The following is a 23,834-nucleotide window of genomic DNA, read 5'->3' on the forward strand; positions in this document are numbered from 1 at the left end:
CATAAGTCGAGATGAAACGAAATTGGTTTCGAGTGAGGGCTGCTTTGGGCCGTTCAGGCCGAGCAAACGCCGTCGCGACAAACAACGTCACCGGAAGCTGTTGCCTCAGGTCAGGAAATGGCAGTGATGTAGAATTTCAATGCACGTTCGATGTGAAGGCGACGACGGATCAGCCGACGTCGCCATTCATCAAGGGCCTCTATGTGTAGGAGTAAGCGGGTTTCTGATCGCTCTCAATTGCGATCTAGGTCACGTGCAACTAGACGATGGCATTGCAACCATAGACCTTCGTATATCGAATTGTCCTTACGCAACGCCTGGAAATCCCGTAACTATTTCCGGCGGACGATCGGCCACCCTTCTCTATTTCCTGACATTGAGTCGGAACTTCTAGGCTCTGGAACGTCTCAAACTCTGAACGGAGAGCACGGTGGAACCAGAGCCGGAAACCGATCCCATTATTGATCTGATCCCCGCCATGGTGTGGTCCGCAACGTCGGAAGGCATGCTCGATTTTGCCAACCAGCACTTTCTCGAGTTTATCGGGGCGCCGCTTGAGGAAATCTCCGGAGTGGGATTCTATAAGCTATTTCATCCTGACGACACGTCACATCTTGCTTCGGAATGGCATGACATCATGGCCTCGAAGCATGCCAGAGAGGTCGTGGGCAGGCTCAGGCGCGCAGATGGCCAATATCGTTGGTGCACGCTGCGGCAGAAGCCGCGGCTCGATGCCGAAGGAAATGTCTTGAGATGGTATGGTGTGGTCCTCGATATCGAAGACCGCAAACAGGCCGAAAACGCATTGAAGGAAACGAAGACTGCACTTGCGGCCAGCGAGCAGAACCTTAGCCTTATCATCAATTCGCTGCCTGTTCTCGTATGGTCAGCGCGACCGGATGGCAGCGCCGATTTTGTCAATAAAAGCTGGCTGGACTATGCAGGCCGTCCTGCTGACCAAATTCTCGACTGGGGCTTCCTGGAGCTTTATCACCCAGACGATATTCCCGGTATGGTGGATATCTGGAAGAGAGACCTTGAGCATTCCGACCACACTGTTTTGAAAGGACGCATTCGCGGAGCAGACGGCAAATACCGTTGGTTTTACTTCTCAGGGCGAAAGCTAGTCGATGCCAACGGCGTCGTTCGTTGGTTCGGTGTCAACATCGATATCGAAGACCTGCAACGTGCGGAGAATGCTCTTCGGGAAAGCGAAGCTGCGCTCAGGGAAAGTGAACACAAGCTCAGTCTTATCATCAACACGATACCCGCCATGGCTTGGTCCTGCACCTCGGATGGCCGGCTTGAATATTTTAATCGAAACTTGATTGATTATGTCGGTCTACCTTTTGAAGAGATCGTCGGCTTCGGTTTTTATCGCATGTTTCATCCTGATGATGTCGAGCTGATGCGCATGGCCTGGGACGATATCGTAGCCTCAAAAAAAAGCCGCCCGGTAGACGCCCGTATCAGACGCGCCGATGGCGAATATCGGTGGTTTAACCTTCGACAAAGCCCCCTTCTGGATTCAGATGGAAATGTTGTGAGATGGTACGGCGTCGTCGTGGATATCGAGGATCGTAAACGAGCGGAAGAGTCCTTGCGGCAAAGCCAGAGTGACCTCGCGCATGTGACCCGGATGACGGCCACAGGTGAACTTGCCGTTTCGATTGCCCATGAAGTCAACCAGCCGCTGATGGCAATCGTCACGAACGCCGGTACATGTCTGCGCTGGCTGCAACCGGGACATACCGATATCGAACAGGCCCGGCTCGCGGCGGAGAGGATCGTCAACGATGGTCATCGCGCCGGCGACATCATCGCGAGTATCAGAGCACTGGCTCAGAAATCACCAGCCCGGATGGAGAAAACTGACTTGAAGGGCGCCTTGCGTGATGTGCTGGATCTTTTGCGAGGGGAACTTCGTCACCGAAAGATCGAACTCGATCTCGATCTTCCGAAATGGTCTCTGGAGGTCATTGGAGATCGAACTCAGCTGCAACAGGTGGTTCTAAACTTGGTCATGAACAGCGCCGAAGCGATGGCCGCTGCTTCAAGCGAAAGACGTATCAGGATCAGATGCACCCAGGACGAGCAGCAATTCGTGAGAGTGAGTGTCTCGGACTCGGGGCGCGGTGTTCCTCCCGACGAGTTGGACCGAGTGTTCGAAGCATTTTACAGCACGAAGGCCGACGGTATCGGGATGGGACTTTCCATATGCCGCTCCATTATTGAAGCCCATGGCGGCCGGATTTGGGCTTCGGCGGCAGACAGTCGGGTTGGTACGGTGTTTACGTTTACATTGCCCATGGCGGAGGTCACAGCCGACCATGATCGATGATCGCAAAAGAGGCCCGCCGACCGTCATCATCATAGATGACGACGAAAGCGTCCGCGAAGCTTTGAGGGGATTGTTCGAATCCGTAGGGCTTGCCACTGAAACCCATGGCTCGGTGCCGGAGTTCCTTTCTGCGGATGATCCCGACCGGGCAGGTTGTATTGTTCTGGATATTCGCCTGCCAGGCCAGAGCGGCCTGGAGTTTCAAGAAGCTCTGGCGAAAAGCCGACATCCAAGGTCGGTGGTGCTGATCAGCGCCCATGTCGATGTCGCGATGGCGGTCCGCGCAATGAAAGCCGGAGCTATTGATGTCCTGACAAAGCCCGTGCGCGAACAGGACTTACTGGAGGCGGTAAACCGCGCTTTGGCGGATGATGATGCTCGACGCAAAGAGGCAAACCAAATGGCTGGGTTGCGCTTGAGGTATTCCAAGCTTACCGAGCGTGAGCGGCAGATCATGGCATTGGTCGTCGCCGGGAAACTGAACAAGCAGATTGCGGCTGAGGTTCAGCTCGCCGAGGCCACCGTAAAGCTTCACCGCGGCCACATGATGCGGAAAATGCACGCATCGTCAGTTGCAGATTTGGTTAGGATCGCGGGCATTCTGGAGGACTGAAGGCAGCTATTTGGAGAAAACGGGGTTCTATCCCTTGCAAGAGCTGAGGTTCCTACATCGACAGATGGCAATTGAGCCGGTACCTTTGTGCCACAATCCGGACCTGAAAACTTCGCGCTTCGATTTGAGCGTCTTCTACTGAGTGAACGACACCGGGAGCTGCCAGTCCGCTACCGGTCCCAAAAACGCCATTTGCGCCCGCCTTGGCGAAACCCGCTTTGTCGGTTGCCTGCAGTTCAGATCAATGGCGGCAAGGCGAGCTTCAATAGAGACGATCGGACGTCGGCAACATACCGCCCAGTCTTGGATATCGACTCCTATCCCCTCGCCTTGAAAGCACCGGGCCGAAGAACACCTTGTCCATCGAGGCGAACGCACGCTGTTGCTATCGAGTATGGTCGGCCGGTAGAAATACCCTCCCATTCCGGCGCCGTAGCGCTGGTGATTAGCAGCCCGCCGTCAGACCAGCCCAGGCACGACGAACACCAACCAGGCGACGATCGGGCCGATGATCGCAATCAGGGCGCTGTAGATCAGCAACTGTCGTAGCACCTGCTCGCGCTTGTCGTCCGGCGCATTGGCGACGACAAGCGCGCCGTTGGTGGAAAATGGGCTGGTATCGACAATCGTCGTCGAGATCGCGATTGCCGCAACCACACCGATGGCGCTGATGTGCCCTTGTAGGAGAAACGGAACGGCGAGCGGGATAATCGCGCCAAGCAGCGCGGTGGAGGATGCAAAGGCCGAGACGATGGCACCTGTAAAGCAAAGCAGGAGCGCCACCAGCAGCGGCATACCGAGACTGGATATGCCATTCGCCACATAGTCGACCGTCCCGGCCTTCTCCATGACGCCGACATAGGTAATAATGCCGGCGATCAGCAGCACGGTCGACCAGCTAACCTTGTCGATCGCTGCCTTCTGGGTCTTCGGTGACAAGAGCGCGAGGACGACGGCGACGGTCATTGCGACGAGGCCGACGTTGAACTTGAAAACCAAGGCGCCGATGCCGAGCGCCGTCAGACCGATCAAGGTGGTAATTCTCTCGTTATTCAGGCGCAACGTCGCCGCGGTATCAGCCGCCGTTCCATAGACATGCTCCCTGATCGGTTTTGCCGGCGTGCCGCCGTGACCTCTGATCGACGCCGATACGCCCTCGGGATGGAGTTCGGGCAAGGGACCAAGTGATGTGAATTTTTGCTTCATCACCCTCGCGCCGCCGAAAGCGAAGAACACCAGCACTGCGATCGCCAGGTTGAAGAAGAAGCTGGAGAGAAACAGTGAGGTAGGAGCGAAAGGCAGGCCGGCCTTCGCAACGATCTGGTTGGTGATTCCGCCATAAACACTGATCGGTGAAAATCCGCCTGCCTGCGCGCCGTGGATCACCATCAGGCCCATCATGACCGGGTGAATGCGGTACTGCACGGCAAAGCTCAACGCGACGGGTGCGAGAATGGCGACCGCAGCAGGCCCAAGAGCACCGAAACCGGTAATGACGGCGGCAACGAGAAACATCACCCAGGGGATCAAGGCGATCCGCCCGCGCACCAGGCGGACGGCACATTCGACGAGCCAGTCGATCGTGCCGTTGATCTGCGCTATGGCGAAGAGATAAGTGACGGCGACCAGCGTCAGGAATAGATCACTCGGAAAGCCGGCAAATATATCGTTGGTTTTCATGCCGATGATCATCGAGCCGAGCACGAAGGCGCCGGCAAAGGCGAGCGCACCCATGTTGATTGGCTGGATCGTCGCAATGATGAACATAGCGACCAGCAGGCCTATGGACAGTAGTTCAATACCCATGATTCCCCTCCCTCCGACGCCTCCAGCGTCGTAGTTGCTGTTTTCAAGATTGATGCCGGATGTCGGCGCACCCTCCTCCCAGAGGGCGCGGTCGCCTTACGTACTGGTATAAAGATCGGCGTATTGCTGCCGCAGGATGTTTTTCTGAACCTTGCCCATCGTGTTGCGCGGCAAGTCCTCGGCGAAGATGATGCGCTTGGGTTGTTTGTAGCGTGCAAGACGGTCCTGGAGGGCGCTGACGATGGCCTTTTCATCGAGGACAGCGCCCGGCTTGCGCACGACGATAGCGGTCACACCTTCTCCGAAATCGGGATGTGGCACACCGATCACGGCACTCTCAACCACACCCTCGATCTGGTCGATCTCGCCCTCGACCTCTTTCGGATAGATGTTGTATCCACCCGAAATCACCAGATCCTTGCCGCGGCCGACGATGTGGACATAGCCGTCGCCGTCGATCTTGCCGAGATCACCACTGATGAAGAAACCATCGGCGGTGAACTCGGCCGCGGTCTTTTCCGGCATGCGCCAGTAACCCTTGAAGACGTTCGGCCCCTTGATCTCGATCATGCCGGTTTCTTCAGGAGCCAGCACGAGGCCGGTGGCGGGATCGGTGACGCGCACCGTCACACCCGGCAGCGGGAAACCGACCGTTCCGGCAATCCGTTTCCCTTCATAGGGGTTCGACGTGTTCATATTGGTTTCCGTCATGCCGTAGCGCTCAAGGATGGCGTGACCGGTGCGGGCCTGGAACTCGGTATGTGTTTCTGCAAGCAGTGGAGCCGAACCGGAAATGAAGAGGCGAATGTTGGCGACCGCCTCTCTGTCGAGGCGCGGGCTTTGCAGGAGGCGTACGTAGAAGGTCGGCACGCCCATCAGCATGGTTGCCTGCGGCATCAGCGACAGGATCTCCTCCGGATCGAACTTCGACAGCAGGAACATCGAGGCGCCGGAAAGAAGTGTGACGTTCGTGGCGACGAACAGCCCATGCGTGTGGAAGATCGGCAAGGCATGGATCAGCCGATCACCGGCGGTGACGCGCCAATAATCTCGCAAGGTCAGGGCGTTCGAGAGCAGGTTCCCATGGGTGAGCATCGCTCCCTTGGAACGTCCCGTCGTCCCCGAGGTGTAGAGGATCGCCGCCAGATCGTCGGCAGCGCGCGAGGCATCGACAAAGTCGGCCGGCTCATCGCGGGCGAGATCCAGCAACGATCCGCTGCCATCGGCGTCGAGCGTTTCGACGATCGCGCCGTGGGACTTGGCGATTGTCTCCACGCCGCCTCGAGCAGCCGGCGCCACAACCACCAAGCGCGGCTGCGCATCGCCGATAAAGTAATCGAGCTCGGCCAGCGTATAGGCGGTGTTGAGCGGCAGGTAGACGGCGCCGGTTCGAAGACAGGCGAGATAGAGGATCAATGCCTCGGCACTTTTTTCGACTTGCACCGCCACCCGGTCGCCGGGGCGAATGCCGAGCGTGTCCATCGCGCCGGCAAGGCGGCCGGAAAGAGCGAAGGCGTCATCATAACTCCATGTGCGGGTGCTATCGATGCGGATGAATGGTGCGTGACCGGGCGCAACCGCCCGCATGGCGTCGAAAAGCTGGTTGCTCACTTTCGCCCTCCTCCAAGCGTTGAGTTCACTATTTGCGCGAATGGCCGAGAGCCTTGCTGGCCGTTGCCGCTTCGGCGTCTTTCGTCGTTCTGGCTGAGCAGGCTTTTGACGGCAGGCGAGGCAATCACTTCGCCGCGCTGCGCCAGCGCCTCGTGGTTGGCCACGATGTCGTCGAGCTTATAGAGATAGTTGACCATCAGGCCGTGTGCCTGCTGCATCGCCTTGGCCGAGCGGTCGCCAAGAAAATTCAATCTTTCCAGTCGAGCGCCGTTGCCGAGATGAAAGCGGGCGACAGGGTCGACGGGGCGGCCCTCCGGCGTCCGTTCCGTCAGGAAATAGCGCGCCGCAAGAGGCAGCAACACGCGCTCTACTTCGGTCGCCGTCTTCTCGTTGTCGGGCCAGTTCGGATCGTCCAGCGCCATCAGCGCTTGGCGGACCGCTTCCGGCAGCAACCGGTCGGCGACCGAGTCGCGCGCCTTGGCAAGCCAACGGGCAAAGCCCGGCACGGGCGACAGCGTGACGAAATTCTTCAGGCCGGGCAGGTCTCTGCGCAGGTCTTCCACGACCTGCTTGATCAGGAAGTTGCCGAACGAGATCCCGCGCAAGCCATCCTGGCAATTGGAGATCGAATAGAAGACGGCCGTCGTCGCCTCGTCGGCATTGATCTGCTCCCTCCCCTCGACGAGCACATCTCCGATCGTGCTCGGCACGGATCGTGTCAGCGCCACCTCGACGAACACCAGCGGCTCGTCGGCCAGCCGGGGATGGAAGAAGGCAAAGCATCGACGGTCGGCCGGCGCCAAGCGACGGCGCAACTCCTCCCAGCCGGCGATCTCGTGCACGGCCTCGTATTTGATGATCTTTTCAAGGATGTAAGCCGGCGTCGTCCAGTCGATCGGGCGCAGCGTCAGGAAGCCACGATTGAACCAGGAGCCGAACAGATGGGTAAAGTCGGCATCAAGCGCGTGATAACCTTCGGATTGGTCTTTGGAAGCAAGCAGCTGCTGGCGCATCCGGACGAGTTTTGCAGTGCCGTTCGGCGCGTGATTCAATCGGCGCAGGAGCTCCTGTCGCCGCGGCTCGGCTGCCTGGTGAAGGGCAATGACCGCGGCAGAGCTCTTATCGGTACGGTAGTTTTCGATCGCCTGGTCGAGCCTGGTCGTGTCGGGCCCGAACTTTTCATGCAGCATATCGAGGAATGCCTGCGCGCCCTCGCTCTCAAGCGCGCCCCAGCGATCGAGGATTTCGGCGGCAAGCGCCATGCCCGAGGCTTCGCCCCGGCTCGATAGCAGCATTTCAGAGAGTGTCTGGAGATCGGCCTTGGCTGCGGCCTGGGTGGCGCGCGCGCCGGAAAACAGCAGCTGGCGTCCGCGATCCGTAATGCTCTGCAGCATGTCGGTGAAGAAGGAAGTCTCAGACATGCCAATCTCCTCTCTTCGGATGGCTCCGGTTGCGTAGCCGAATGACGGCTGCTTCCCATCGCCGGGTTTCACCGTTAGTATGTAGAATGCCAGTCTTCGTACACGAGGTCAATGATCGTGTATACAAGAATTGCGTTTATGTATGATGGGAAGGGAGACGAATGTCCGAGAATGTCGGCCGATGGCTTCGGGATGAAATTGAAAATTCAATTCTTTCCAACGAGTTCTCCCCCGGTGAGCGGCTCGACGAAATGGTGCTTGCGACGCGTTTCGGAGTCTCCCGCACACCGGTGCGCGAGGCGCTGATGCAACTTGACGCCATTGGCCTGATAGAAATCCGTCCGCGCCGAGGTGCTGTCGTCATCGATCCGGGGCCCCACCGCGTCTACGAGATGTTCGAGGTCATGGCCGAGCTGGAGGGGTTGGCAGGTTCGCTTGCCGCGCGGCGGCTGGACGAGCTATCGCGAGCAGCGATCACAGCCGCCCACAGTCGCTGCGAGCAATCGGCCGGCGCCGGTGACAGCGATGCCTATTATTATGACAACGAGGAATTCCATAAGGCGATCTACGCAGCAAGCCGAAGCGACTTCCTTCAGGAGCAATGCGCGCAGTTGCACCGGCGCCTGCGCCCCTACCGCCGCCTCCAACTGCGCGTCCGCAACCGCCTCTCGACATCCTTCTCGGAACATTGCGCTATCGTCGAAGCGATCTTTGCCGGAGATGGAGACGAGGCTCGCCGCCTGCTGCGCGGACATGTCGGCATTCAGGGCGAAAGGTTCAGCGATCTGGTCGCCAGCATGGCGGCCAAATAATTTCCAAACTCACGAAACGGTGATGTCAGGTTAAATTCGCCGGGAGCACCATGGACAGATGAGCTTGGATCACGCGGCCACGCCGCAATGGCCTTCCAATGTGCGATCGCTGTAAGGCGATGCATGTGGACGGCGATGGCTGAGTGTTTCGGGTGAGGCGGGACGAAGAGATTTCCGATCGTGGAGAACACGCTGACGAAACGTTGCAGCGAACCCGGCGAGCGAAATCGCTGCATGATCCGCTCCCACCCGAGCTGACATCACCCTGCGAAGGGAACCAAGTCGGGCCGCGTCGGTTCGATACTGAGAATGGAGGAAATCATGAAATCGGAAACCGCAACAGACGCGAAGGGTGCCTTCGCACCATCGCAAGCAAAGCGCGATAGCACCAGCGTTGAAAGTGCCAAGCCCACAGTGGTTACCGGGTCGCAGGATGCTACCGTGAACAAAACTCCCCCTGGCGGCAAGAAGGGCAAGGACTGGAACCTCAACTACGACATTTCTGAAGTGAAGCAAGACAACGACCAAGGTTAGCAAGTGGCGCATGTTTAGGGAGAACGAGCTATGTCGAACGTCGTCAAAACAGGCCAGGACGAACTCAACAATGCAACCAGCCGAACGACCTTTGGTCGCTCGACGGAGAGTCAGGCACAGATCCGTGATGCTGCGGCAGTCGAGGCGTACTCACCGGACGAGCCCTTGAATGTCTATCGGCTCGAACCGATCGCCGCCCCAGATGATCCGCGGTGGGACAATGCCACAAACCATGGCATTGTCATTGTTGCGGCCAGAACCGCTGGCGATGCGCGTGTGGTAGCAGCAAGCCGGGAACTCGACTTCATGGAGATTGACGCCGCTCCAGCTGAGGATGTCACGACATCGAACGCAAGCGCCTTTCGAGACGACAAGCTCTATACGGTTGTCGAACTCGAGCGCGGACGTTCCGACGTGAAGCGTGGTGTATTGGTCGGCAACGTCTCGGTGAACACTGTCATATCAACCCAGACCTAAACTTCCGGCGGCCGTCCGGCAAAACCGGACCGATGTCGAGGAGACCCTTAACCCTCGGTCCGGCGCTGAATGGCTGCTGCCACAAGCGGCAGGGCCGCGGTGAATGCTGATCCGAGCGGTATCTTGCGAAGGAGGCTTGCCAGGACATACGTACCGGTCATGGCTCCCGCCAGTTTCAGCCATGGGTAATCACCGAGTTGCGCATGCGCGCTCGCATCCGCCCATTCGGCACGTGAACGGATTACCGTCCCAGCTTGCTCCGTCACAACGGAAAGCCTGGCACGAAGATGCTCAACTTCATCTCTGACTGCTAAAAAGTCCGCGTAAACGTCCTCAAAAGTTCGCCCCGATAGCGCGTCAGGCGACCTTCGATCCTCCGCTGCAGCATCTGCCTCCAGCAAAGCCAGATGCTCTTGCAATTCGTCGTCGGTGTCGAACCCGCCCGGGCGTCCAGTAGCGTCGGCATCCATGCCAATCTCTCCAAATTTCCCGCCCGTCATCGCCGAGCTCAAGGCTTTTGCTCCCTAACCTCGCGCGAAGGGACAGGGCGGCGGATTTTCCGCCACCGAGCGATGCTTACCAACGAACTTTTCATCGCTTCAACACACGCATTGCGATTGAGACGATAAAAAGGACCAGAAAGATGAAGAACAAGATCTGGGCGATCGAAGCGGAAGCTCCAGCGATACCGCCGAAGCCAAGTACACCGGCAATCAACGCGACCACCAAAAATACAAGAGCGTAGTAAAGCATTTCAACCTCCGTCATTTTGACGAGAGGAAAACGGAGCGGGCGGCGATTGGTTCCGAGGCAGGGCAGTAGTGTCTCAGACCGCGGCCAGCGTCCGGTTCCTGGTGAATGCAAAGTCGCCATCATTGGGCTTTGGCGGTTCAGCGGCGGCCAGATATGCATTTACGGGAATAGTCAAAACGAACCAGACACCGGCGCCGAGGATGAACAGTTCTCCGGATTGATCGCCTGCTCGAGCAAGCATCGGCAGCAACGCAGAAATCAGGAGCACGAGCATCCGCACCGACCACTCGGCTTCTCGCTTCCTGATTGCAAGGGCCGCCCTGGCGCGATAGGCGCACGCGTCGTATTCACCGCGCTTCGGCCCTGCCAGAAGTTTCCATGCGGGGCGCAATGACAGAAGCATCAAGGTACTTGCCGCAATCAACCATTCCGTTCCTGAGAGGAACCAGCAACTGGCGGCAATCAGGCACGAAATCACGATGAGATCCCAAGCAGGGCCGAGATCGTCCGGGGCGCGCCGGCTTTTCTCATGCCAGATCTGGAGTGCTCGCGACGCCCCCTGAAGCATCGGCTGGTCAACGAAACGACTGATAAATTCCATATTGCGCCCTTTGGTCCACGAAATACCAACAACAGGCAATTTCGGCATGAGCGTGGCGTCGCTGTCAAAACGGTCAGCCGGCAACTGACAGCAATCCATTTGTTGCCGGGCGCAGGTGAGGAAAGGGCATCGTCAATCTCGGCGAGATGGCGCCGTTTCGTCCCTATCTTCGAGCCAGCAACCACTTGCTCGTCATCGCAACAAGTTGGGGCGCCGCCTTCACGCGGGTTGGACGGTGCACGTGTTGGGACATGGGCTGGCGTACCCGCTGTGATCGTACCGAGCTAACACTCGATCTTTTTGGCCGGATCTGGAACAGACCGCTCGCCGCGCGCGTTTCGCGAGACATCGAAATCGCCACGAAGCTACAGGAAAAACAGCGCCAAATGCACGAGCATCGATCGGCAGGCAATGCCCCCACTCCAGATGGCTTTCACTTTGTCTTCCCCGGGCTGAGGCGTTTGGTCCGTCACAAGCCTTCACGAAATATTGTCCGGCGTGGGCGCAATGCCTGGCGCACGGGCGTCGCTGACGAAGCCGCATTTCTGATCGACGGCGCTGCATACTTTTCTGCGCTCGACGAAGCGCTGAAGCAAGCGCAGCGCGAGATCTGGATCATCGGTTGGGATTTCAACCCGGATATTCGCCTTAGACCCGATGTTAGTACCGAAACACTTGGCGAGCGTCTCCTGTCACTGGTGCATGTACTCCCTCAGCTAAGGGTCAGGATTCTGGTTTGGGGGATGGGCCCGATCTATTCGGGCAAGTCACTGCGGCTTTTTGGACAAAGCGCCATCTCGGCACATCCCCAAATTTCGTTGACGTTCGATTTTAAGCATCCGCTGCGCGCTTGCCATCACCAGAAGCTGGTTTCGATCGACGGAAGCGTCGCCTTCATGGGTGGGATCGACCTGACGGCCAGGCGATGGGACGAACCCGACCACCGAATTGCAAATCCTCTAAGGCTCTCGCCTGACGGTACCCCTTACCCGCCTGTTCACGATGTACAGTGTCTGGTTTCGGGTGAGGCAGCGCGGATGATCCGCGACGTGGCGAGACGACGCTGGCACAGGACAACCGGCGAAAGTGTGTCTTCCGAGATCGGCGCGATGACCATCCGCCAAACTTTGGTTGCAGACATGGTTCAAGCTCCCGCTGCCATCGCCTTGACCGAACCTGGCCTGATTGGCAAGCGTGGGCGCTATGAGGCGCGTCGGCTTACTCGCGATGCCATTGCCGCAGCCAAGCAGCATATCTATGTCGAAACTCAATATCTTGCGTCCGCCGGCGTCGGCCGGGCGCTTGCAAGGCGATTGAAGGAGCCTGAAGGGCCAGAGGTGGCGGTTATCGTGACAAAGACCTCGCACGGCCTGATAGAGAAGTTTGCCATGGGCAATAACCGCGACCGACTAATAGGGCGTTTGAAGCGCGCCGATCGCTTCGATCGGCTGAAGGTGATGTATGCCGTCACGTCTGACGACAACGGCAGCGAGCAGGAAATCATTATTCATTCGAAGCTTATCATCATCGACGACCGCTTCGTTCGCGTGGGATCCTCAAACCTTAACAATCGTTCAGAAGGTCTGGATACGGAGTGCGACCTCGCACTCGAGGCCGACTGCCCGGCTCATCAAGAGGCCATTACGACCCTTCGTCACCGCCTGATCGCGGAGCACTTGGGCGTCAGTCCTGCGGAGGTCTGTGATGTGGAGAGGTCGCGATCAATGCTTGGAGCGATCGCTGCGCTGAACACCCGGGAGCGTGGATTGAGAGAGTTCGAGGTTGACCCTGATCGCGGCGAGACAGGCCTCCTGCTGTGGTCCGCACTTGTCGATCCCCGGCGGCCGTATTGGCCGCTACAGAAGCTGCGCTTGAGGCTGGGGCGGTTTTTTGCTGCCTTTATCTAGGTGCGTCTTCTTCCCGCTGCCGATTATCAACTCGCTGATGGCGAAAACGGGCAGTCCCAACAGCAGCGGCAGCAGAAAGTAGATCACGCGGAACGCAACGAGCCCGCCAATCGACGCGGCGCCTGGCAGCACGGTGGTGACTGTGGCCTCAAGCACACCAAGTCCGCCGGGCACGTGAGCGACAAGAATGGCCACGTTGGCGAGGACGAACGCAGTTGCACTTTGAACGAAGCTGACCGGCGCCTCGCTTGCAAGGACCTGATGCAGACAGGCTGCAACGAAGCTGAAGTTGAGGGTACCAATCACGATCTGTCCAATTGCAAGACTGGTGTTTGGCATTGCGAACCGCCATTTCCAGAGCTGCAATGGCGAGCGAACCGTTGCAGAAAGAACGACGTAGGTTACCGGCAACGATAGAACGCCAAGACCGATCCAGAGAGGATCGCCGGCATTCACGCCCAAGAGTTTGCTGACATCGGTCGGATTTATCAGACAAACAATACTCCCGAGTGCAGACAGCCCGAGCATGACGGTCACCCCGCAAAACAAGACGACTTTGGCGACCTCCTCGGCGTTCAGCCCCCATCGTGTATAGTAGCGATATCGAACGGCGCCGCTACTTAGGGCGGCCACTCCCAGATTATGTCCGATCGCAAGCGCGGTGAAGGAGGCAACCGCTGCTTTCGGATAGGTCAGCGGCCGGCCAACATATTGCAAAGCCATCCAATCAAAGCCCGTGAGGCAAAGGTAGGAAAGAGCACAAAAAGCGACGCCTGAAACCAGACGCCAGCTGGAAATCTGGCGAACCGATTGCAGGACCTCGTCAAATGTGTACCGGCTAAAGACCCTGTAGAGCAGGTAGGCCGCCAGCAGCAGGCCGAACACGAGGAGAAAATTGAAAATGACGCGCCTTGCCGACATGGAGGATCCGTTCGTTTGATGCCGTTCTCTTTGGGAACGAAATAGGATCAGCCGGGTTCCCGCTGAATGGCGACACCACCCCCCTACCCCCCGCGCGACCAACGCGAGATCAAGATCCTCACCTATAATGTTCACAGCTGTATCGGGACGGACCGCAAGATTGACCCGAACCGGATTGCGGACGTCATCGCTCGATCTCAGGCAGACATCATTGCGCTTCAGGAGCTGGACGTTGGCCGAAAAAGAACCGGCGGTATCGACCAGGTGGCGACTATTGCGATGCTGCTCAAAATGAACGCGCACTTTCACCCGGCACTGCATATCGAGGAAGAACGCTATGGTGACGCCATTCTAACAGCACTGCCCACGCGTCTGGTGAAGGCAGGATCCCTTCCCTCGATGGGCGAAACACGCGGCGCAATCTGGGTGCAAGTCGATATTCACGGGGAAACGCTCAATGTGCTCAACACGCACCTCGGGCTTCGCAACCGCGACCGCGCCCGGCAAGTCGCAGCACTGCTTGGCGACGACTGGATCGGACATGCCGCGTTTTCTGCCTTGCCGTCAATCGTCTGCGGGGATCTAAACGCTACGCCCTCGTCGGTCGCCTACAAACGTCTGTCAACGCACTTTCGAGATGCCCAGTTGTTGACAGCGACAAAGCCACGACCAACATTTCCTTCCCGATATCCCCTGTTGCGTATCGACCATGTCTTCGTATCGCGGGAAATCCGGGTAACGTCTTCGTCAATTGTATTCGATCTACTTGCACGCCGAGCCTCAGATCACCTGCCACTGCTGGTGAACCTTCGCGTCGGATGAGGCTGCCCCGCAGGACGGATCAATGCTTGAAACTGCAATGCGCTTCGAAGCGATCCGCACATTAGACCCGACGAGTATTATCAGTACTCGCGTGGCTCATTCCACCATACTTTCGGTGACCGGTTCAAGTCGCCGGCCGGCATTCTCATACGAGGGCCAGTAGCCGTCTGACATGTAATCGGGCGGAATCGGATCAAGTTGTGACAAGACGGCGATCGCGTATTCAATCTGCACCTTGTAGTGCTTGAGCGACATAGGCATGGCGAACCCGGCGATGCGCTCTCGCGCTTCGTATCGCTCAATGCCTGCTATGCGAAGACGCCTCTCACCCTCCCGAACAATCTTGGACGGCCCTCCAACACCCTGTTCTTTCTGTATCTGACGCCCGCCCGCAATCACCCTGAACAATTCCTGCCCTCCTTGTGGTCTGCTTATGAAGGTCTGATGGAAAAATCGATTCACGGCAACCGGCCCTCACTGGCCAACCTGTAAGATGAAAGCAGTGCGACAAGACAGACCGAGCGCCCGCAAAACCCGACCCTCGCCTACCCCCTGAGTGACGCGTTTCAGAACTTTTTATTGTCGCGGCGTCTCGAACCGCCTTATAAGCTTTGCATGGTTCAACGAGCCGGCAGCGCAGATCTTCCCCTTCATGGTGGCCGAGTCCCACGGTGGCTCGGCGAGCGCATGACAAGGCTTGGTGCCGTCATCACCGAGGCAATCGTCATTCACTACGGCCGCGACGAGTTATTGAGCCGCATGGCACACCCGTTCTGGTTCCAGTCTTTCGGGGCGGTCATGGGCATGGATTGGCATTCGTCCGGCATTACCACGAGTGTCATTGGAGCCTTGAAACGGGGCCTCAATCCGATGGCGGGTGACCTTGGCATTCATGTCTGCGGCGGCCGCGGCAGACATTCTAGGCAGACACCGGACGAGTTGATGGCCATCGGCAACCGCGTCGGCCTTGATGGCGCCGCCCTTGCGCGAACCAGCAGGCTGGTCGCCAAGGTTGATAGTGCCGCAGTCCAGGACGGTTTTGATCTTTACCTCCATGGCTTCATCGTCACCGACGACGGTAAGTGGGTCGTCGTCCAGCAAGGCATGAACGGCGACAAAAGGCAGGCGCGACGTTATCACTGGCATTCGGAGGGGCTTAAAAGCTTCGTGGATTCTCCGCATGCGGCAATCGAGGGACGCGGACAGGGGGATATTGTCAATCTCACTGACCACCGAGCGGCAAACTCGAGGAGAAGCCAGCTCGACTTGCTGGGCGTGTTGGGGCCGGACAAGATCCTGCGCGAGGTCATTGCGCTTGAACCGGTGCGGGAAAGGAAAGACGCCGCCGAGCAGCCCCTGCTGCCGCATCTGATCATGCCAGCCCATCACGACGTGCGTGAGCAGGACGTCAACATGAAACGCCTGCATGGCACGCTCGCGGCAGCGGCCGATCGTGGTCCAAAGGATTTTGAGGACCTTCTTCTGATTCCGGGAATCGGCGCGCGGACGGTGAATGCCCTGGCATTGGTGGCCGAGGTTGTTCATGGCACGCCTTGCCGCTTCTCGGACCCCGCCCGCTTCTCGCTTGCCCATGGCGGAAAAGATCGTCATCCCTTCCCGGTGCCGGTCAAAGTCTATGACGAAACGATCAGGGTGATGAAATCGGCAGTTGGCCGGGCAAGGCTTGGCCGCGAGGAGCAGCTACAGGCTTTGAGGCGACTCGACGATCAGTCGCGGCAATTGGAACGCTACGCCACGGGCCCCGATCTGAAGGAAATTGTCGGCGGTGAATTCTTGCTGTCGCACGAATGGGGTGGTCGCAGTGTCTTCGGATGGGAGCAGCCGGTAGAGGAAGAGCTGGAGCGCTCGCGCCGCAAGCCTTGAGGTTTGCCCGTATTCCTCTTTGAGGTTCCAGCCCCCCGTTTCGAGTGATGCGCGATCGATGCGATCGTTAAAAACCCAGATTTGTAGACACCTTCTTCCCTAAAACTGAGGCAAGGAGGCCTTTATGGGCAAAGCCCATTTCAGCGACGATTTCAAGCGTGACGCCGTGCTTCAGATCACCGAGCGAGGCTATCCGATTTCGGAGGTTTCAGCGGCCGGGGTGAGCTGCGAGTGGAAGAAGAAGTTTACTGCGTCGAACGCCAAGGGTAACGACGAGGTCTCGGTGATCGTCCACGGAGACCCCGAGGGCGCAGAACGCGTCCGCCTGGATTGGAGGATAGTTTGGTCGCCAAGGGATCCATCTCGAGGCTCCACTTCGAGGTTTCCTGTGAAATGGGGAAATCCGGTCATGTCCACAAGATCGGGTGTTGATGATCTGCAGGCCCCGCTCAGACATCCGGGCCGTTTGCCGGCTACAAAGCTGCTTGCGTCCAAGCCAGCAAAGTTCTGCGGCACTCTTATGCGTGCCTCCTGAAATAATCGGAAAAACAATGTGTTTCGGCGCTCGTGTGCACATAGGGGAGTGCAGGATGAGCGACCGCTCATCGGGATGCTGATTGCGATGGAAATATGCGCGCTGTTTTGGATTGCTACGGCGCTCTTCATATTCAGGGTGCCCTGACGTCGTGAATGCGCCTCAGACATCGGCTAGACTATTCCAAGTTTCCAAGAACGACTGTGCACAGCGCGTTTGACGAGCTGACGAAATCGTCCACCGGCGGGAACTTCTGCTTATCCTGGAGCTTTCATAAGGCACTGGATAGTGGAGATCACCAATGCCTGACCCCAAGGATTCCCCAGCAGTTAAATCCATGCAGAAAGAACAATCCGAGAAAAGACATCGCGCGCGCCAAGGAGGGCTCGAACGGGGATTGGAAGACACTTTTCCCGCTTCTGACCCCGTTTCGGCTACCCACACAGCCGTTTCTACCGGAAGGACGGACGCGAAAGGCGCTGCACGCGTGAAATTGGAGGCCGACCCCTACACGATGGAAAGCAATAATGGCGATCCGCGCCACTCAGGTTCAATAGGCGAGAATATTCGTTCGCTGCGGCTCGACACAAATCGGCTGGCGAAGTCCGTTTCCGGCGTGGCATCGGACTCAGTTGGAGTAGCGAAGGCACGAGCCGGCAGTTTGCTTGAGGATCTTAAGGAAACCGTTCGTGACAGGCCGATTACCGCGGTTGCCGTCGTCGCCGCGATTGCCTTTGTGTTCGGAGCGACGCGGTAAAAAGCCGACGGTCTGACGCGGGCGACTATGTGATCGCAGCCGCTCATTTGACCAAACCGGAACTCGCATCACTCTTACCTGACGGTGCCTTCGAATTGCGAGCTTTCCATAGTCACTTCCATGGGGAAAGTGCTCGCATTCAAGGCGCTTAAGCACCTTGTCGAGTGTGATGTTGCCGCAAAGCTCTATGAGATCCGCACGTAGATAGTGATGGGACGGACGCTGGTGATGTTCTTGATCGACTGGGCGAACAGCATTTTTCGATTTCGATCAAGGGCAAGACCGTTGGCAATAGCGGAAGATCCATCCCCCACAAGGCCAACGGCGACCAGAGTTTGGAGGAATGCAGTCTGAGAACGCTATCCGCAAGGTACTTCGGAGCGTGCATCTCAGGCCTTCACGCTTTTACATACCACTTTACCAGTTTTCTTGCGTTTAAGGTACGATCTGATCATATGGCAATTCCGCCACCCAGATTTCACCTTGCCCCCAATGGTTTTCACACGCCGCCCTCATATTTCCAAATTGTAATGCTGCCGCTATAGGCTTCGACGGAGCTCGCATCTGGTGCGGGCCATGAAGTGCGCCGTCGCCGAGATCACAATCTTGAAAAGCTTGCGGTATCTTTGTCCGAGCATCGATGCTGGAACAACTTGGTCGCTGATCTGTTGCTCAGACACAAACCGAAGTTCGGAGGATTTGCTATGAGCTTGACCAGAACCCTATTGGCTGGAGCGCTCGTTACCACAATCGTCACTTGGCCATCCCCGGCGCTATACGCGCAAGACCTGGAGTTTCGAGTCGGCCCAGGTGGAGTTGGAATTTATGATCGAAACCGGGAGCGGCGCGCAAGAGACCGCTGCAATCCCGACGACGCTCTCGAGCTTGCACGGGACGCAGGATTTAGGAGGCCTGAGATTGCTAGGGTAACGTCGAGAAGCGTTGTCGTTGAAGGTTTCACCCGAACCGGGCCGGACAGAATCGTCTTTGGCAACTCCCAAGGGTGCCCGGAAATCGGCTAGCTCGGGCGGCCCGACCTCATCGCAACAGCGCCTGCGCGGTGTGTACGCTGTCGAACACGGAATGAGGAATGGGTTTTTGCTAGATCACAAGTGCGGGTATCATCTACTCCAGTATCGGTGCTCGCTCAGGATAGGTTTATTTGCGTCTGCGCACCCCGTTCGAAGCATGAGATACGATGCCTTCATGGCCGGCGGCGCCAGCGGGTTGAGCTTGCAACACGGGCTCCTCGCGGTGTTTCTAAGTGTATTGTCGTTGCATTTCATCCGAGCGAAGCTCACGTGGTCGCTAAACTAACGATGACAAAGCTGGAAACCTCTCCTGCATGGGGGAACGCCCCGCCTCCCTATGGCTCGACGGCTTTTCAAACCGCCCCGACCAACTGTGCCTGTGAATAGGGCTTTGGTAATCGCGCGAGTGTACGATCCGCGCCTTGTGGAAGATTTGCATAGCCCGTTGCCAGAACGACCAGGAGGCGTCTGCTCAATCATGCCGGCCAGCTGGCCGGTCGTTTTTGGCATCGCATGATCCGTGATCACGAGGTCGAAATTGCAGTTCACAGAAAGGATCTTCAGCGCTTCCTCAGCGGATTGGTCAGGCGTCGTGAAGCTTGAGTCCGGCCGGATCATCAACGCGCATTCTTCATTGTTCGTTTCGGCGGTCCCCGTAACCATGCTCGCGTCGGCTTCGTCCGCCGAAGCCTCCGATGCCAGCACGACAATCTAACTCGAGGCGCCAATTTCACCGCTTACAAGACACAGCGGAAGGATCTCGCCGCAGAAAATGGACAAGCCACCAGCCTCATGCGCCGGCCCTGACTCGAACGCATTGGGCGGGTTCCAGGGAAAAAGCTCGCCAACCGCCCGTATAGTGGCGGCGGAGGCGACCATTGCACGATCATTGAACTCCGCGGCGGCTCACTAGAGCGCACGGCCGAGCTAGCAGCACATGTCCGGCCGCCGCACAGTCGGCAAGACAAAGCCCCCTCGCCTTTCCTTCGGTCGTAGTGGGGACGGCATCCAAATCAACCGTGGTCTTGTCACCCAGTTGCGGACGCTCAAGCGCAAAGCATCTCGCCCTTGCCGAGCGGCCGCGAGGTAACGGGCAAAGGGAACAAAGTTTGGGGCGCAGCGTTCGGAAGGTGCGAAAGTCTCTTATGGAAGGTTGTTCAGATGGGTCGAGGTATTTTACTCTGGCTTCTCGGCATCCCCCTGCCGATCGTTATCCTGCTCGTCCTCTTCATGCGCTAGGAGGCCAGAATGTCTCTAAGCGAAAGTAAAGTAACGGACGTTCTGCCGGTCGAATCTTCCACGTCTGCGCTCGCCTGGGGTCCGATCATCGGCGGCGCCGTTGCTGCGACAGGAATCACACTCATTCTCCTTTTGGTGGGCTCCGGAATGGGCCTGACGATGGTGTCTCCCTGGTCTGGCGAAAGCAGCTCGGCCGCAACGGTCGGTGTGTCCGCAGCGATCTGGCTCGTTGTTGTTCAATGGCTGTCTTCCGCCCTCGGAGGATATCTTACGGGGCGGCTTCGAACGAAGTGGGCTGCTGCACATACCGACGAGGTTTTCTTTCGCGATACCGCCCACGGCTTTCTCAGCTGGGCTCTGGCAACGCTGTTTGTGGCAGGGTTTCTGGCGTCGTCCTTGACGTCTCTCGCCGGAGCAGGGGCGAGCGCCGTCGGCACTGCTGCCAATACGACAGGCATCGCAGGGGGCGCCGCGAGCGCCGTTTCGCGTGAGGGGCCCGACCTTTCGACGTCCTATTTCACCGACGCGTTACTTCGCCCTCAACAGGTTACCCAGCGGGCGCATGAAGAGGATGGAGCGGCAAGCACGGAGATCGCAAGAATTTTGCTGCAAGGAGCGGCAAGGGGCGAGGTACCAGATAACGACAAAACCTATATCGCCAGCATCGTCGCAGCACGCACCAATCTTTCTGAAACGGATGCCCGTGCTAGGGTCGACGCGGTTCTCAAGCAGATCGAGGATGCAAAGGTCGCCACTCAAGATGCCCTGGACAAGACGCGGAAGGCTGCCGCCACCACTGCGCTCGTTGGCGCCCTGTCCCTATTAATCGGCGCCTTCATTTCCTCTGCTGCCGCGGCGTTGGGAGGCAAGCAGCGCGACGAGGAGGAAGACCTGGTCGCCACCCGATATTGACCTTCAATCTCCGTTACGCGCAATGGAGAAAAGTCCCGCAAGGCACGCTTTCTCAGTCTCCCACCGCAGGCGCGCGAGACTTGCGTGGTTTCGTCCATGTGAATAGCTGGTGCAACCTGTGAGTGCCCCCTACCGGAACATCAGCACAGATTGCTAGCTCGTTGCTGCTGTGGAATTCGTCGGCCGTGAAGTCGCTGCAAAGCGGTTGTTTAATTTGGATACTCGGAAAATTCAGCGCAGGTCTGGATCCGCCGCGTCGATCAACCAATCTTCAGTTCGCATGATCTCGACCTGTACCGAGAAGCGATCTCCCAGCAATTGCAGGGAAGCATCATGCGTGTCGTCGGCGCTGCTGCAAACGGCATCCTTCAGCAAGATCACACGATAGCCAAGGTCGATCGCGCCAAGGGCCGCAGCAAGGACGCATATATCCGTCTCGCCGCCACTCAGTACAATGGTTCCCACTTCCTCGCCGCTAAGCGCGGTGTGAAGGCGGCCGTCGACCCAGGGAGAATAGAAGCACTTGTCGAATATGCGAGCCGGAGGAACGAGAGCATGCAAGGAGGAAACAAGGCCAATCATTTCAGGCGATAGTAGATCTGTGGTCATCATCCACCACTTCTCGTAGTAGGCCTTCCACATGCCAGGCATTGTTCCAGCATTTGGTGGTGGAATGAATCTTGTGAAAATCGTGCGCTGGGGAAAGCGGGATGCAACCTCGACCACTTCGGGGGAGACATCCTTCATCCAGGGCACCTGCCAGGGTGTGTCTTCTGCAAACATGCGCTGCATATCAATACAAAGATGAGTCCACCGCTCCACGCGCATGCCTATTCGCCCCGCTGTGACTTGAGCCAACGCAAGACAGCGCTTTCCTCCTCGTCCAGCCACCTCAACAGCCGCTGACGGGTCGTTTTACGTCTGGGTACGTCACCCAGTCGGCCAGCGCGAAAATCCCTGAATACGGCAGGATGGATATAGGAGGACCTGCAGACGGCCCTGGTGTTGACCAGCTTGGCTGCGACTAGATCGATCGCCTCGTTCATTTGCGAAACAACTGCTCGCTCTGAGCTTGCAGTATCGAGCGGCGCCAACGCCGCGACTGCCAGGCAGGTGGCCCCCCAGGTTCGAAATTGGCGAGACGTGAATTCGTCACCCGCGACCCCTCGAATGTAGGCGTTGGCGTCCTGGGAGGAGATCTGCCGGCAATCACCATCGCACAGGTACTTGAACAACTGCTGACCGGGAAGCTCCTGCAGTCTACGTATGACGTTGGTGATCCGGCGGTCCGAATGGGTAAGGTTCCGCTCTTTGCCTGATTTGCGCTTGAAGCGAAATCTTACGGTCGCACCATCGATCTTCACATGCCGATTGCGCAGGGTCGTCAATCCGTAGGACTTGTTTGCCTCAGCGTAACCGGCATTTCCGATGCGGATATAGAGATTGTCGAGCATCCACACGACCGTTGCGAGTGCCTTGTCAAGGGTCAGCCCCCGCGCGCGCAGGTCTCTATCCACGCGCTCGCGAATATCGGGAAGCCGCATACCAAAGTCGGCCAGCCTGTCAAATTTGGCCCGTTCGCGCTCGGCCTGCCACTCAGGATCATATCGGTACTGTTTGCGTCCTCGCGTATCGATACCGACCGCCTGCAGATGCGATCGAGCATCGGCCGAGATGATGACATCGCGATAGGCTGGTGGAATCGCCAGGCTGTTCAACCGGGTGATCTCTTCTTTGTTCGTCAGGCGCCGTCCATCCGGGGCGTAGTAGAGAAAGCCTTTCTTTCCGCGCCTGCGCGTAATCCCCGCCTCGAGGCTGGAAAGGTAAACGACGCCAGTGGAAAGCTTGGCTTCCGCAACCACCGCGTCTATCGCATTTTTGGAATGCATATTGGTCATGGTCACGAAACACCGAGGCGGCATCATGGTTCCTTTCGGGAACATCCGAGCGAGCTTTGAGTTTGGGCAGTGCACACCCGTGATCACGGAGGACACAATGGCTACTCAAAAGACACTGGACGATCTCTTCCTCGACACCCTCAAGGATATCTACTACGCGGAAAAGCAGATCCTGAAGACGCTACCGAAAATGGCCCGCGCTGCTCAGGCGCAAGAAGGCAAAGCTGGGTTTCTCCAACATCGCGACGAGACCCAGGGGCAAATCGAGCGGCTTGAGCAGGTATTTGCGATTATTGGCAAGCCCGCCCGTGGCAAGACTTGCGAGGCGATACAAGGTATCATCTCAGAGGGTGAGGAGATCATTGAAGAATTCAAGGGGTCTCCAGCATTGGATGCCGGCCTGATTTCCTCGGCGCAGGCCGTCGAGCACTACGAAATCGCCCGCTATGGCACGCTTATCGCCTGGGCCAATCAGCTCGGTCTGAGGGATGCAATCCCGTTGCTGAAGCAGAGCCTTGCCGAGGAAGAAGCGACCGACAAGAAACTGACACAGCTCGCCGTTGCAGCAGCCAACGCAAAGGCAGCCTAGTTACGGTCAGCTCGGCCGTTGACGTATGCGGCCGAGCTTCCCTCGAAGCTTTGCATAAACAGGAACCAAAGATGCCTCATGGGGCATCGCCGAAGTACTGTGACGATGTTCGCGCGCGAGAAGCAAATCTCATCCAGTGTCTCCTACCCGCAAAGCGGTTTCTGGACGAGATATCACGTGCGTCTGAGCCGAAAAGATTGGGAAGCTCGTTGCATCCGCAGTCAGTGCCGGGTGGGATGAAGACGAAGTTCGCAAAGCACTCAGCCCCACGGATGCCCACTCGCGTCAACTTTCACCGATACCCAAGAGGTCGCGACTCGGTTTGGTCCCGACGTCATCGAATACACCGTAAGGTGCTGTCGTGGCCTAG

At 57.9% G+C, this 23,834-nt stretch carries 22 protein-coding genes and 1 pseudogene; 12 read left to right on the forward strand and 11 right to left on the reverse strand.

The window, feature by feature from the left end; translation table 11 throughout:
• Positions 1-430 precede the first annotated feature (430 nt).
• Positions 431-2,341 carry a PAS domain S-box protein gene (locus K9B32_RS21010; protein ID WP_224565650.1) on the forward strand — a complete coding sequence of 637 codons (1,911 nt, stop codon included), beginning with the start codon at positions 431-433 and terminating at the stop codon, positions 2,339-2,341.
• Complete coding sequence (locus tag K9B32_RS21015) at positions 2,331-2,954, forward strand: response regulator transcription factor (protein WP_224565652.1); 624 nt, start codon at positions 2,331-2,333, stop codon at positions 2,952-2,954. Before K9B32_RS21010 ends, K9B32_RS21015 begins: the two co-directional genes overlap by 11 nt.
• A 459-nt stretch (positions 2,955-3,413) precedes the next feature.
• Here K9B32_RS21015 and K9B32_RS21020 read toward each other — a convergent pair whose 3' ends face one another.
• From K9B32_RS21020 to K9B32_RS21030, 3 genes are all read right to left on the reverse strand, one after another.
• Positions 3,414-4,760: an SLC13 family permease gene (locus tag K9B32_RS21020; protein WP_224565654.1), complete on the reverse strand. Its 1,347-nt coding sequence runs from the start codon at positions 4,758-4,760 to the stop codon at positions 3,414-3,416.
• A 96-nt stretch (positions 4,761-4,856) separates the two neighbouring features.
• Entirely contained in the window at positions 4,857-6,371 is a 1,515-nt protein-coding gene (locus tag K9B32_RS21025; protein ID WP_224565656.1) for a malonate--CoA ligase, read from the reverse strand.
• A complete protein-coding gene (locus tag K9B32_RS21030; RefSeq protein ID WP_224565658.1) occupies positions 6,368-7,792 on the reverse strand; it encodes a malonyl-CoA decarboxylase in 1,425 nt (474 codons plus the stop codon). The genes K9B32_RS21025 and K9B32_RS21030 overlap by 4 nt, the downstream gene beginning before the upstream one ends.
• Before the next feature lie 161 nt (positions 7,793-7,953).
• Here K9B32_RS21030 and K9B32_RS21035 point away from each other — a divergent pair, with 161 nt between their 5' ends.
• Positions 7,954-8,604: a GntR family transcriptional regulator gene (locus tag K9B32_RS21035; RefSeq protein WP_224565660.1), complete on the forward strand. Its 651-nt coding sequence runs from the start codon at positions 7,954-7,956 to the stop codon at positions 8,602-8,604.
• A gap of 86 nt (positions 8,605-8,690) precedes the next feature.
• Here the strand turns inward: K9B32_RS21035 and K9B32_RS21040 are convergent.
• Positions 8,691-8,849: pseudogene (locus tag K9B32_RS21040) on the reverse strand (IS6 family transposase); the annotation flags it as partial.
• A 76-nt stretch (positions 8,850-8,925) separates the two neighbouring features.
• Here K9B32_RS21040 and K9B32_RS21045 point away from each other — a divergent pair.
• A complete protein-coding gene (locus K9B32_RS21045) occupies positions 8,926-9,138 on the forward strand; it encodes a hypothetical protein (RefSeq protein WP_224565662.1) in 213 nt (70 codons plus the stop codon).
• A gap of 30 nt (positions 9,139-9,168) precedes the next feature.
• Positions 9,169-9,615, forward strand: a complete 447-nt coding sequence (locus K9B32_RS21050) for a hypothetical protein (protein ID WP_224565664.1) — start codon at positions 9,169-9,171, stop codon at positions 9,613-9,615.
• Positions 9,616-9,662: 47 nt separating this feature from the next.
• On the opposite strand, the gene K9B32_RS21055 is transcribed toward K9B32_RS21050, so the two are convergent.
• The 3 genes from K9B32_RS21055 to K9B32_RS21065 form a co-directional block, all read right to left on the reverse strand.
• The gene (locus K9B32_RS21055; RefSeq protein WP_224565666.1) at positions 9,663-10,085 is read right to left on the reverse strand and encodes a hypothetical protein; all 423 of its coding nucleotides are present in this window, start codon (positions 10,083-10,085) and stop codon (positions 9,663-9,665) included.
• A 121-nt stretch (positions 10,086-10,206) separates the two neighbouring features.
• Complete coding sequence (locus tag K9B32_RS21060) at positions 10,207-10,368, reverse strand: DUF1328 domain-containing protein (protein WP_224565667.1); 162 nt, start codon at positions 10,366-10,368, stop codon at positions 10,207-10,209.
• A 73-nt stretch (positions 10,369-10,441) separates the two neighbouring features.
• Complete coding sequence (locus K9B32_RS21065; RefSeq protein WP_224565669.1) at positions 10,442-11,053, reverse strand: hypothetical protein; 612 nt, start codon at positions 11,051-11,053, stop codon at positions 10,442-10,444.
• 167 nt (positions 11,054-11,220) lie between these two features.
• Here K9B32_RS21065 and K9B32_RS21070 point away from each other — a divergent pair, with 167 nt between their 5' ends.
• On the forward strand, positions 11,221-12,876 hold the full coding sequence (locus K9B32_RS21070; protein WP_224565671.1) for a phospholipase D-like domain-containing protein: 1,656 nt from the start codon (positions 11,221-11,223) through the stop codon (positions 12,874-12,876).
• Here K9B32_RS21070 and K9B32_RS21075 read toward each other — a convergent pair.
• The gene (locus K9B32_RS21075; RefSeq protein ID WP_224565673.1) at positions 12,826-13,797 is read right to left on the reverse strand and encodes a lysylphosphatidylglycerol synthase domain-containing protein; all 972 of its coding nucleotides are present in this window, start codon (positions 13,795-13,797) and stop codon (positions 12,826-12,828) included. The genes K9B32_RS21070 and K9B32_RS21075 overlap by 51 nt on opposite strands.
• 66 nt (positions 13,798-13,863) lie before the next feature.
• Between K9B32_RS21075 and K9B32_RS21080 the strand changes: the two genes are divergently transcribed.
• Entirely contained in the window at positions 13,864-14,619 is a 756-nt protein-coding gene (locus K9B32_RS21080; RefSeq protein ID WP_224565675.1) for an endonuclease/exonuclease/phosphatase family protein, read from the forward strand.
• A gap of 96 nt (positions 14,620-14,715) precedes the next feature.
• Here the strand turns inward: K9B32_RS21080 and K9B32_RS21085 are convergent, their stop codons facing one another.
• Positions 14,716-15,027, reverse strand: a complete 312-nt coding sequence (locus K9B32_RS21085; RefSeq protein WP_224565677.1) for a hypothetical protein — start codon at positions 15,025-15,027, stop codon at positions 14,716-14,718.
• 207 nt (positions 15,028-15,234) lie between these two features.
• Between K9B32_RS21085 and K9B32_RS21090 the strand changes: the two genes are divergently transcribed.
• The 4 genes from K9B32_RS21090 (at position 15,235) to K9B32_RS21105 (ending at position 20,977) form a co-directional block, all read left to right on the forward strand.
• Positions 15,235-16,503 (forward strand): DUF763 domain-containing protein, encoded by a 1,269-nt coding sequence (locus K9B32_RS21090; protein ID WP_224565678.1) that lies wholly within the window; start codon positions 15,235-15,237, stop codon positions 16,501-16,503.
• 124 nt (positions 16,504-16,627) lie between these two features.
• The gene (locus K9B32_RS29150; RefSeq protein ID WP_411969733.1) at positions 16,628-17,038 is read left to right on the forward strand and encodes a hypothetical protein; all 411 of its coding nucleotides are present in this window, start codon (positions 16,628-16,630) and stop codon (positions 17,036-17,038) included.
• 301 nt (positions 17,039-17,339) lie between these two features.
• Positions 17,340-17,795, forward strand: coding sequence for a hypothetical protein (locus K9B32_RS21100; RefSeq protein ID WP_224565680.1), 456 nt, complete (start codon positions 17,340-17,342; stop codon positions 17,793-17,795).
• Between the two features lie 2,279 nt (positions 17,796-20,074).
• Complete coding sequence (locus K9B32_RS21105; RefSeq protein WP_224565682.1) at positions 20,075-20,977, forward strand: hypothetical protein; 903 nt, start codon at positions 20,075-20,077, stop codon at positions 20,975-20,977.
• A gap of 231 nt (positions 20,978-21,208) precedes the next feature.
• Here K9B32_RS21105 and K9B32_RS21110 read toward each other — a convergent pair whose 3' ends face one another.
• Positions 21,209-21,805 carry a cysteine hydrolase gene (locus K9B32_RS21110; RefSeq protein ID WP_224565684.1) on the reverse strand — a complete coding sequence of 199 codons (597 nt, stop codon included), beginning with the start codon at positions 21,803-21,805 and terminating at the stop codon, positions 21,209-21,211.
• 2 nt (positions 21,806-21,807) lie between these two features.
• Entirely contained in the window at positions 21,808-22,875 is a 1,068-nt protein-coding gene (locus K9B32_RS21115) for a DNA topoisomerase IB (RefSeq protein WP_224565686.1), read from the reverse strand.
• Between the two features lie 97 nt (positions 22,876-22,972).
• Between K9B32_RS21115 and K9B32_RS21120 the strand changes: the two genes are divergently transcribed.
• Entirely contained in the window at positions 22,973-23,464 is a 492-nt protein-coding gene (locus K9B32_RS21120) for a ferritin-like domain-containing protein (protein ID WP_224565688.1), read from the forward strand.
• Positions 23,465-23,834 lie beyond the last annotated feature (370 nt).

The organism is Rhizobium sp. 3T7 (genome assembly GCF_020166565.1).
Taxonomy (GTDB): Bacteria; Pseudomonadota; Alphaproteobacteria; order Rhizobiales; family Rhizobiaceae; genus Rhizobium.